Annotated in this window: 12 protein-coding genes, 2 tRNA genes and 1 other RNA gene; 4 read left to right on the top strand and 11 right to left on the bottom strand. The window is 65.6% G+C overall.

The window, feature by feature from the left end; translation table 11 throughout:
* Positions 1-31: 31 nt before the first annotated feature.
* Both ssrA and miaA read right to left on the bottom strand, forming a co-directional pair.
* Positions 32-400, bottom strand: a transfer-messenger RNA (tmRNA) gene (ssrA, locus tag BDIM_RS17190).
* 13 nt (positions 401-413) lie between these two features.
* The gene (gene miaA, locus BDIM_RS08230) at positions 414-1295 is read right to left on the bottom strand and encodes a tRNA (adenosine(37)-N6)-dimethylallyltransferase MiaA (RefSeq protein WP_040345522.1); all 882 of its coding nucleotides are present in this window, start codon (positions 1293-1295) and stop codon (positions 414-416) included.
* An 86-nt stretch (positions 1296-1381) separates the two neighbouring features.
* On the opposite strand from miaA, the gene BDIM_RS08225 reads away from it, so the two are divergent.
* The gene (locus BDIM_RS08225) at positions 1382-2449 is read left to right on the top strand and encodes an Mrp/NBP35 family ATP-binding protein (protein ID WP_003165115.1); all 1068 of its coding nucleotides are present in this window, start codon (positions 1382-1384) and stop codon (positions 2447-2449) included.
* Positions 2450-2460: 11 nt separating this feature from the next.
* Positions 2461-2883: a universal stress protein gene (locus BDIM_RS08220; RefSeq protein ID WP_040345519.1), complete on the top strand. Its 423-nt coding sequence runs from the start codon at positions 2461-2463 to the stop codon at positions 2881-2883.
* A 2-nt stretch (positions 2884-2885) separates the two neighbouring features.
* On the opposite strand, the gene BDIM_RS08215 is transcribed toward BDIM_RS08220, so the two are convergent.
* Both BDIM_RS08215 and BDIM_RS08210 read right to left on the bottom strand, forming a co-directional pair.
* Entirely contained in the window at positions 2886-3206 is a 321-nt protein-coding gene (locus tag BDIM_RS08215; protein ID WP_003165113.1) for a YbjQ family protein, read from the bottom strand.
* Positions 3207-3221: 15 nt separating this feature from the next.
* Positions 3222-3749 carry a dihydrofolate reductase gene (locus BDIM_RS08210; protein ID WP_003165112.1) on the bottom strand — a complete coding sequence of 176 codons (528 nt, stop codon included), beginning with the start codon at positions 3747-3749 and terminating at the stop codon, positions 3222-3224.
* A gap of 54 nt (positions 3750-3803) precedes the next feature.
* Between BDIM_RS08210 and BDIM_RS08205 the strand changes: the two genes are divergently transcribed.
* Positions 3804-4403, top strand: a complete 600-nt coding sequence (locus tag BDIM_RS08205; protein ID WP_040345516.1) for a hypothetical protein — start codon at positions 3804-3806, stop codon at positions 4401-4403.
* Here BDIM_RS08205 and BDIM_RS08200 read toward each other — a convergent pair whose 3' ends face one another.
* The 6 genes from BDIM_RS08200 to BDIM_RS08175 form a co-directional block, all read right to left on the bottom strand.
* Complete coding sequence (locus BDIM_RS08200) at positions 4404-5075, bottom strand: aquaporin (protein ID WP_003165110.1); 672 nt, start codon at positions 5073-5075, stop codon at positions 4404-4406.
* A gap of 91 nt (positions 5076-5166) precedes the next feature.
* A complete protein-coding gene (locus BDIM_RS08195) occupies positions 5167-5466 on the bottom strand; it encodes a nucleoside triphosphate pyrophosphohydrolase family protein (RefSeq protein ID WP_003165109.1) in 300 nt (99 codons plus the stop codon).
* Positions 5467-5481: 15 nt separating this feature from the next.
* Positions 5482-6339 carry a thymidylate synthase gene (locus tag BDIM_RS08190; RefSeq protein WP_003165108.1) on the bottom strand — a complete coding sequence of 286 codons (858 nt, stop codon included), beginning with the start codon at positions 6337-6339 and terminating at the stop codon, positions 5482-5484.
* A 124-nt stretch (positions 6340-6463) separates the two neighbouring features.
* Entirely contained in the window at positions 6464-7765 is a 1302-nt protein-coding gene (locus tag BDIM_RS08185; RefSeq protein WP_003165107.1) for an SH3 domain-containing protein, read from the bottom strand.
* A 78-nt stretch (positions 7766-7843) separates the two neighbouring features.
* A complete protein-coding gene (locus tag BDIM_RS08180; protein WP_040345513.1) occupies positions 7844-8392 on the bottom strand; it encodes a DUF924 family protein in 549 nt (182 codons plus the stop codon).
* Between the two features lie 73 nt (positions 8393-8465).
* Positions 8466-8542, bottom strand: a tRNA-Pro gene (locus tag BDIM_RS08175).
* A gap of 219 nt (positions 8543-8761) precedes the next feature.
* Here BDIM_RS08175 and BDIM_RS08170 point away from each other — a divergent pair.
* Positions 8762-8835, top strand: a tRNA-Gln gene (locus BDIM_RS08170).
* A 71-nt stretch (positions 8836-8906) separates the two neighbouring features.
* Here BDIM_RS08170 and BDIM_RS08165 read toward each other — a convergent pair.
* Complete coding sequence (locus tag BDIM_RS08165; RefSeq protein WP_081461876.1) at positions 8907-9422, bottom strand: tyrosine-type recombinase/integrase; 516 nt, start codon at positions 9420-9422, stop codon at positions 8907-8909.
* Position 9423 lies beyond the last annotated feature (1 nt).

Genomic DNA, 9423 nt, shown 5'->3' with positions numbered 1-9423 from the left:
CGCCGGGATTCTGTCGCCAGACTCCTAAGGAAGTGGGGGGCTTCTGTTGCCAGGCGCCCCCCGGGCCCCGCCTAAGGATCTGAACCCCTAGGACTTAAGTGTTCGAAATCAACCGAACCGCATTACGCGGCGAGGCGGACTTCTCCAGCGAAGTTATCGTTCGCAGTTAGATAAAGGCCCGATACGGTGGGCCAGGACGAGCGAAAGCAATCCTCTTTACACGTCCGTCGATGCTAGTCGGCCCCATGCTGCCTCCGCCGATAACGCGGGGAAGAAGTTGGTGGAGCCGCCGGGAATCGCACCCGGGTCCGGTCCGCTTATTACAGGCGCGTTTATCGCCATAGCTCGGGCGAACCCGAGCAGGATCAATATAGTATGGGCGACGCGGCCTTCCAAGGGGCTGGCGAAGAAGTTCAGGCGAAACCGGGGTGGCGGGGCCAATCCCTCTGCTGGTTGCGGAACCAGGTCAACTGACGCTTGGCGTAGTTGCGGGTGGACTGCTTCACGGCGTCGACGGCGTCGCCCAGCGACAGTTCGCCCCTTAGATGCGCCGCCAGTTCGCGCACGCCGACCGCCTTCATGGCGGGTAGGTCCGGGTCCAGATCGCGGGCGACGAGGGCGCGCACCTCGTTCAGCGCGCAGTGCGCCATCATCAGATCCACCCGCGCGTCACATGAGGCGTAAAGACGATCGCGCGACGGCTCCACGACGAGGGTATCGTAGCTGTCGGGAGGCAATAGCGGTCGGGTGTCGGCCTTCCAGGCGCTGAGTGCGCGGCCGCTGACGCGATGCACGCTGAGGGCGCGAACCAGACGCTGCCGATCGCCGGGAAAGACGGCGGCTTCGGCGACGGGGTCGACTTCGGCCAGGCGGCGACGGAAGGCGGTTTCGCCTTCAGCGTCGAACTCGGCCTGAACGGCGTCGCGAGTTTCGACCGGTATGGGCGGAATATCGGCCAGCCCCTTCGTCAGGGCGTTGAAATAGAGGCCGGTGCCGCCGACCAGCAGGGCGGGGCGACCCTCAGCCGCCAGTTCGGCCAGCAGGTCCATGACAGCCCGATTCCACCGACCGACTGACCAGGCGTCGGCGGCGTCAGCGACGCCGTAGAGGCGATGCGAGACCGCAGCTTCATCCTCAGCCGACGGGCGGGCGCTCAGCACGCGCAGGTCGGCGTACAGCTGTTGGCTGTCGGCGTTGATGATGACGGCATTCGTTTCGCGCGCGCGCTCCATCGCCAAGCGCGACTTGCCTGAGGCGGTGGGGCCGGCGATCAGGGTGACGAGGGGCTGGGACAAAGGATCAACTCGCGAACGGACGCTTAGGGCGATAGAACGCCCGTCACCGGCCCGGCAAGTCCGTCGAGCCACAAGGAGTCTCCATCGTGACCGACCGCGCCGCCGTTCTCGCCGCCCTCGACGCCGTGACCGACCCGAAGTCGGGCCAGGGGCTGGCGACGGCCGGGCTGGTGCAGGGGCTGGTCGTGGCCGACGGCCGCGCGGGCTTCGTCATGGAAGTTCCAGCCAAGGAAACGGCGCTGTACGCCCCCGTGCGCGACGCGGCCGAAACGGCGCTGAAGGCGATACCGGGCATGGAGCGCGTGTCGGTCGTCCTGACCGCCGAGGCTGTGGCCGCCGCGCCGCGCCGTACGGCGGGCCTGTCGAAGGCCGCGACCGATCAGGGGCGGCCCAAGGCGCCGGTCCCGACGGATCGCCCTGCCCATGTGAAGCGCGTCCTGGCCGTGGCCAGCGGCAAGGGCGGCGTTGGAAAGTCGACGGTTGCGGTCAACCTGGCGGCGGCGTTGGCGGCGCGCGGCCTGTCGGCCGGGGTGTTGGACGCCGATGTCTATGGCCCGTCCTTGCCGACCATGCTGGGCCTGTCGGGCCAGCCCGCCTATGAGGACGGGGCCATGGTCCCGCATACGGCGTACGGCTTGAAAGCCATGTCGGTCGGCCTGCTGACCAAGGCCGAGGACGCAATGATCTGGCGCGGGCCGATGGCGTCGCAGGCTATCACCCAGATGCTGACCCAGACGCGCTGGGGGACGGAAGAGCAGCCGCTGGACGTCCTGGTCATCGACCTGCCGCCGGGCACCGGCGACGTACAGCTGACCCTGATCCAGAAGACGCCGCTGGATGGGGCGGTGATCGTCTCGACGCCGCAGGAAGTGGCCCTGGCCGATGCGCGCCGGGCGCATACCCTGTTTGCAAAGGTCGGCGTGCCGACCCTGGGTCTGATCGAGAACATGAGCGGCGAAGTATTCGGGACCGGCGGCGCCGAGGCCGAGGCCGCGCGCCTGAATGCGCCCTATCTGGGCGATCTGCCGCTGGACGGGGCGATACGCCGCGCGGGCGATGCGGGGCGGCCATTGGTCGCCGCTGACCCGCAGCATCCGGCGTCCGGCCGTTTCCACCAGATCGCCGCGCAGGTCGCTGCGGCGCTGGGTCTCTGAAGGAGAGGGGGATGGCGGAACAGGCAACGTCCGTGGTCGTCTGCGGCATCGACGGCAGCGCGCACGCCGAGGCAGCCGTGCGTGTGGCGGCGCAACTGGCACAGGCGAAGGGCGGCAAGCTGGCTCTGGTGGCGGTCAATCCGCTCAGTTCGGCCAGCGGCCACCCCGACATTCGCGCCTGGAAGGTCGAGGAGCAGGAGGCCATCCTGACCCGCTCGACAGCCGAGGCCCGCCGTCACTGCAAATCGGTCGAGGCTGTGACGATCGAGGGGCATGATGTCCCTGACGCCCTGATCGCCGCCGCCGATCAACTGGGCGCGGACCACATCGTCGTGGGTACGGGCGACCGCAAGGGCCTGGTCAACTGGCTGATGGGTTCGACCGCCAAGGCCGTGGCCGCCCGCGCGCCGGTCAGCGTGACGATCGCCCGCTAGCTTCAGACGGGTTCGACCACCACGGCGGTGCCATAGGCCAGAACCTCGGTCACGCCGGGCATGATTTCATTAGCGTCGTAGCGCATGGCCAGGATGGCGTTGGCGCCGATCTCCTGCGCGTGGGCGATCAGGTCGTCATAGGCTTCCTGCCGCGCCGCCTCGGCCAGTTTGACATAGGCGCCGACCTTGCCGCCGATCATCGACTGCACCCCGCCGATGGCGTCGGAGATGACGTTGCGCGAACGCACGGTGATGCCGCGCACCACGCCCAGTTGGCGCACGACGCGATGACCGGCCAGGTCATTGGTGGTGGCGACGATCATTCGGCTCTGCTTGATTCAGCGACGATCCAGAACGGTGAAGGCGAAGGCGTGGTCGTCCTTCTCGCCCGCTTCGTGCGGTTCGAACGCCGTGCGGACGAAGGCGGTGTCGTCGAAGGACGGGAAGGCGGCGTCGCCTTCAGGCTCGGCCTCGACCTCGGTGATGTAAATGCGCTTGGCGCGAGGCAGGGCGGCGGCGAAGATCGCCGTGCCGCCGATAACGCAGACTTCGTCCACGCCGTCCTCCGCCGCCTGTTCGCGCGCGATGGACAGGGCCTCGTCCAGGGTGGCGCAGACCACGGCGCCCTTGGCCAGACCGGCCTCGGCGTAGGATTCATCCTTGGTCAGGACGATGTTCAGGCGGCCGGGCAGGGGCTTCAACGGCAGGCTCTCCCACGTCTTGCGGCCCATGATGCAGGGCTTGCCCACGGTCACGGCCTTGAAACGCTGCAGATCCGAGCGCAGCCGCCAGGGCAGGTCGCCGTCGCGACCGATGACGCCGTTCCTGGCGCGGGCGACGACGAGGGCGATTGAGGGAACGGCCAAGCTGGTTTTCCGTTGAGTTTGGAACTTTGCTGTCAAATGCCCCCGGAGCCTCGTGTGAACAAGTACGCCAAGCCGTTGATCGTCGGATTCATTGTCCTGTTGATCGTTTCCTTCGGTATCGGTTTCCTGGGAGGAGCTGTCGGGGCGGATCTGGGCGTGCTGCCGATGATGGCCGGTCTCTTCGCCGGCGCGTTCACCGCCTACATCATGGCCAATCTGGCGGGAAACCGAGCCGGCGTCGCGGCGTCCGAAGCTGATCGCGCTGCGGCGGCCAGCCTGACGCCGCCACCCGGCAAAGCCCTGGTCATCGTCTATCGCGAAGGCTTTGTGGCCATGGCTGCGGGCATGAATCTGGCGCTGGATGGTCGTGAATTCGTCCAGATCAAGGGCGGCAAGTTTACCGCCGTCGCAGTGGATCCGGGCGAGCACGAACTGGCCGCCGGCTTTGGCGGCCTAGCCGGCCCTCAGAACAACGCCGCGGTCGTCAGCTTCGTCGCGCGTGAAGGTCAGGCTTTCGCCTATCGGGCCACGGTGTCGATGGGCGCGGTCAAGAACAGCGTCGTGCTGGTGCCCGCGCCCGAAGACAAGGATGCGCTCAGCGCTAGGCTGGCGCGCATGCCGATGACGGCGCCGGACGGCGCCGCCTCGACCTGATCAGGCGTCCGGCTCGAGCAGTTTCGAGCGGAACAGCAGGCCGCCGATCACCGCGCCGATCGCCGGGGCGACGAAGAAGACCCAGACTTGGCTCAACGCCTGGCCCCCGACCAGCAGGGCCGGACCGAAGCTGCGGGCCGGGTTGACCGACACACCCGTCACCTGGATGCCGACGATGTGGATGACGGCCAGGGTGATGCCGATGGCGACCCCGGCGAAGGCGCCGTGCCCCTTGACCCCCGTCACGCCCAGGATGGCGATCAGGAAGATGGCGGTGGCCACGACCTCGAAAACCAGGGCCGCGTGCAGGCCATACCCGCCCGGCGATCCGGCGTCGAAGCCGTTCTGGCCCAGGCTGGTGAAGCCCGTCTTGGCGATCATGCCCAGGATGGCCGCGCCGAGAATCGCGCCGATGAACTGGGCGATCCAGTAGACGACCATGTCCTTGGCGCTCATCCGTCCGGCGACGAAGGCGCCCAGGCTGACGGCCGGATTGACGTGGCAGCCCGAGATCGGCCCGATGCCATAGGCCATGGCCACGATGGCGAAGCCGAAGGCCAGGGCGATGCCCAGTTGTCCGACGTGATCGAACCCGCCCAGCACGGCTGCCCCACACCCGAAAAGCACCAGAACCAGCGTGCCGACCAGTTCGGCGGCGAACTTCTTGACCATGAAACCCTCCCGTTTCCAGTCACCGCCTGGTGGCGGATCGCAAAGAGGGTGCGCTTAAAACGCCGAATTCGCCAGTCGCCGTTACGTGAGTTTACGTATCTGCCTTCAACCAGCGCAGCCATTTGCGCTGCATGGCGGCGTTCAGGTCGACGCCGGCGCGGTCGCAATAGATCAGCAGCATGCCCAGAACGTCGGCTGCTTCGTCGGCCAGGGCCTGAGCATCAGCGGCGCCGCGCGCCCGTTGGGTCAGGCGCAGATGCTCGGCGGTCAGTTCGCCCAGCTCTTCCTGCAGCTTCAGCAGGGCCCAATCGCGATCGCGGTCGATGGAATGTTCGCGCGCATAGATGTCGGAGATGCGCAGGACATCCGCCTGGAGGTCGGTGAGTTTCATCGGGATCAGGCCGCCTCAGACGGCGACGGGGGCCTTGATGTGCGGCCAGGATTGGTAGTCGTTCAGCACGAAGTCCGACAGCTCGAAGCCGAAGAGGTCGTCTTTGTCCGCCACGCTCAAGGTCGGCAGGGGCAGGGGGGCGCGGCTCAGTTGCAGCTCGGCCTGCTCCAGATGGTTCAGATACAGGTGGGCGTCGCCGAAGGTGTGGACGAAATCGCCCGGTTCCAGCCCCACGACCTTGGCCAGCATGTACGTCAACAGGGCGTAGGAGGCGATGTTGAACGGCACCCCCAGAAAGACATCAGCCGAGCGTTGGTACAACTGGCAGCTCAGCTTTCCGTCGGCGACGAAGAATTGGAACAGGCAGTGACAGGGCGGCAGGGCCATGTCGTCAACGTCGGCCGGGTTCCAGGCGCTGACGATGTGGCGGCGGCTGTTGGGATTGGTCTTGAGGCCGTGCACCAGCTTCTGGATCTGGTCGATGCTTGCGCCGTTCGGGGCGGCCCAGGAACGCCACTGCTTGCCATAGACGGGGCCTAGGTCGCCGTCGGCGTCGGCCCATTCGTCCCAGATGCTGACGCCGTTGTCCTTCAGCCAGGCGATGTTGGTCTCGCCGCGCAGGAACCACAGCAGTTCGATGAAGATCGACCGCGTGTGCAGCTTCTTCGTCGTCAGCAGGGGGAAGCCCTTGGACAGGTCGAAGCGCATCTGGCGCCCGAAGACGCCCAGGGTGCCGGTGCCGGTGCGGTCGTCCCGCCGTACGCCGTTGTCGAGAATGTCCCGCAGCAGGTTCAGATACTGCCACTCAGGATGATCGGCAGGCGCGGCCGCCGTACGAGTTTCGAGATCAGCAAGGGCGACGGCGGCGTTCATGGGAAGAGAGGATGCCGCTGATTCGGCGCCGACGGCAGGCGCCTGATTCGCTTGCTCACAGAAAAGAGAAAGCGTCCGCCGATCGAACCGGCGGACGCTTTGCTAAAGGGCGACAGCGATGTGGTCAGCGTGCGGGCGCCAAACGCTCGTTCTGCACCCAGCCGATGTTGTCGTTGCTATCCAGCACCTCGATCCAGCCGCCGCGCTCCTTTCCGGTGGGGAACACGACCTCGCGCGCGGCCAGAGGCCGAATTGTCTCGCCGTCGGGTGCGGCGCGCAGGATCGTCGGCAGCGCCAGGCTGCGGCTCGACATAGACGGACGCTCGGCATAGCGACGGCGGTCGTCTTCCTCGCGGCGGATTTCGTCGCGGATGCGGCGACGCTCGGCTTCGCGCTCGCGCTCGGCCCGTTCCAGTTCGCGGCGTTCTTCAGCCGCCACGCGACGCGTCTCCGCTTCGCGGTTGGCGGTTTCAGCGGCGATGGCTTCACGGTTGGCGCGGGTGACTTCCGGAATTTGGGAACCGGTGCCGCCCAGGCTGGTCACCAGGTCGGCATACCCGCGCACCATGGCCAGGGCGATGATCTTGCCTTCTTCTTCGCTTTCATATCCCGCGCCGACGCGGCCGCCGAAATGATTGTCGCGGATACGCAGGCTGCGCAGGTCGCCTTTGTTCGCCACGGCGCGCGTGTTGCCGACCGTTTCAGCCAGAGGCACGCTGGCCAGGGAGAAGACGACCTGGGCGTCTTCCTTGCCGCGCCCGATGTCCTTCTTGAGATCGCGAATCCGTTCGACCGTATTGGCGTTCAGGGAAGGCGCCGGTCCCTGAGCGACTTGCCCGCCTTGGCCGCCGAGGACATTTCCGGCCATGTTCGTGGCGGCGTTCAGAGCCTGCATCTGCAACGGATTGAGGCCGGCGCCCAGGCCGCCCAAACCTCCGAGGCCGCCGCCCATTTCCCCGCCCGTCGCCGCAGCGAGGCCGGCGGTGAGCAGGGCTCGGCCGCCGACCGCCGCCAGGGAACCGAGCAGGCCAGACCCGCGGTCGTTATCGGTCGGCTCGATCGGATTCGCCAATTCGGCGACCAGAACGAAGTCGGCGGTGCGAACGCGGGCGCCGCCGCCAAGGCTGCGCTCACGCTCCACCAGGTCCATGCCCGGCCCGCGCTCGATCAGGGTGAAACAGCCGGATTCACGAATTACCGTGCGCAGCAGTTCGGTCGGCGCCCCCAGGCCCATTTGATCGAACAGGACACCTTGTGTTTCGGCGATCGCCACCGTGCCCAGGTTTTGAGTGCAGCGCGGTGTCTCATTGATGACTTGAGTCGTTTCCGCATTGCCGCGACGGCCGAAGATCTGCGCTTCCGCCGGTGTGGCGAAGGCTGCGATGAGGGCCGATGTCGCCGTCAGGGCGAGAGCGTAGCGATTCATGATGTCTGCGGCTGGCTGTTGAAGAGGTCTGGGCCTTAGCTTCGCCATACTCGCAAATCAACCAACGCTCTGCGAATGTTATCCCGAAAAACCTCCGGAATTTAAGAATTCCAGCTCCTGGGGCGTGCTGTCCCGACTCAGGCAATTGTTTCTGTGCGGAAAGCGGCCGAAGCGGGCGATGATGTCCCGATGGATGACGGCGAACTTGTAGGCCTCGGCTTCTGTTTCCGGACTTAACAGGCGCAGCAGCCGCTCCTGATCTGCCAATGATTCAGAGTGCATCAGCGGCATCAGGATAAAAGAGCGTAGGTCCGGGGCGACCTTGCGATCATGTCCGCGATCAATCGCATCTTTTGAGAATTTCAGCGCCAAGGGATCGGTCGCGAACATATGGGCTGTATCGCGAAAGGCGTTTCGCGGCAGCTGATCCAGCAGGATGATCAGAGCCAAGGCGGCGTCGGGCGCTTCGATCCAATGATCCAGTTCGCGGCGCGCTGCGGCGTAGTGCGTGTCGCAGCAGCGATCGGAGAAGGCGCGATCAAAGGCGGCATCCTTGGCGAACCATTTCTCCGGTCCGGCGTCAGACCAGAAATCCAGCACTTCAGAAGGGGTAAGGCGTTGTGGCATGCTGCAAACCTAGCAGCGACGCACGAAAAGGCACGGCCTGCGCCGTGTCATTCGCTTAACGATGTAAGAAAGATGGTCGGAGTGATAGGATTCGAACCTACGACCCCCGCGTCCCGAACGCGGTGCTCTACCAGACTGAGCCACACTCCGACTTTCGCAAATCAAACGGTCCGTGGGCCGCCATCTGCGTCGAGGAGGGGGCTTATAGCCATGCCGACCGGCCCTCGCAAGCGGGTAAATGAGGCTCTCGAAAAAAGTCTCGGGTCGATGAAAATTCTTTCGTTTTCAGGTGTTGCATCCCCCGGAGCCTTGGCGTAGATGACCGCCCTCGCCGCGACGCACAGCGCTCGGCGGGAAACACCGGACCGCTGGGGAATGGTGTAATGGTAACACTACGGTTTTTGGTACCGTCATTCTAGGTTCGAGTCCTAGTTCCCCAGCCATCGGTTTTCGCTGAAGAAATCGCCCTTCGGGGCGTCCCTCCCGAGCACGAGTTTACAGGCTGGTTTACAGCTTATGTTTTCTTCCTGTTCTTGAATTCCAGTTTCGCAAGCATGCCCTCGGCGATCGCGTCAGCGGAAACGTAGCGCTTGGCGATCTCGTGTACGCGCTCGATGTCCCAGCCGAGGAGATCGGCGACTTCCTTCTCTTCGATCCCGGACTGCAGGAAGAAGGTGGCGGCGGTGCCGCGCAGGTCATGTAGACGCAGGCCTTCCAGCGGGTCCGGAGCGTCGGGACCATGCACTTTCTGGACATGCTCGATGACGGCGAGGCGAGCGCGTCTGATCGCTGAAGCCAGACCGCTGCCGGGCGCCTTCCAGGGAAGACCGTCCGAAGAGGTCAGAATGGTGACGCCGCGCATGGGGATTACCGCCAGCGCCGCCTTCAGCTGGGGCGTAATGGGGATGACGACTGTCTTTCGGCCTCGGCTCTTTCCGGTCTGCCACACGATCGACTTATCGCGGACAGCGGTCCAGGGCAGCTTGATAAGGTCGCCCTTACGCAGGCCGGTGGCGGCGGCTAGATTGATA

It is taken from the genome of Brevundimonas diminuta ATCC 11568, from assembly GCF_000204035.1.
Lineage (GTDB): Bacteria > Pseudomonadota > Alphaproteobacteria > Caulobacterales > Caulobacteraceae > Brevundimonas > Brevundimonas diminuta.
Note: the sequence above shows the minus strand (reverse complement) of the source record. Positions and strands in the feature narration are given on the sequence as shown.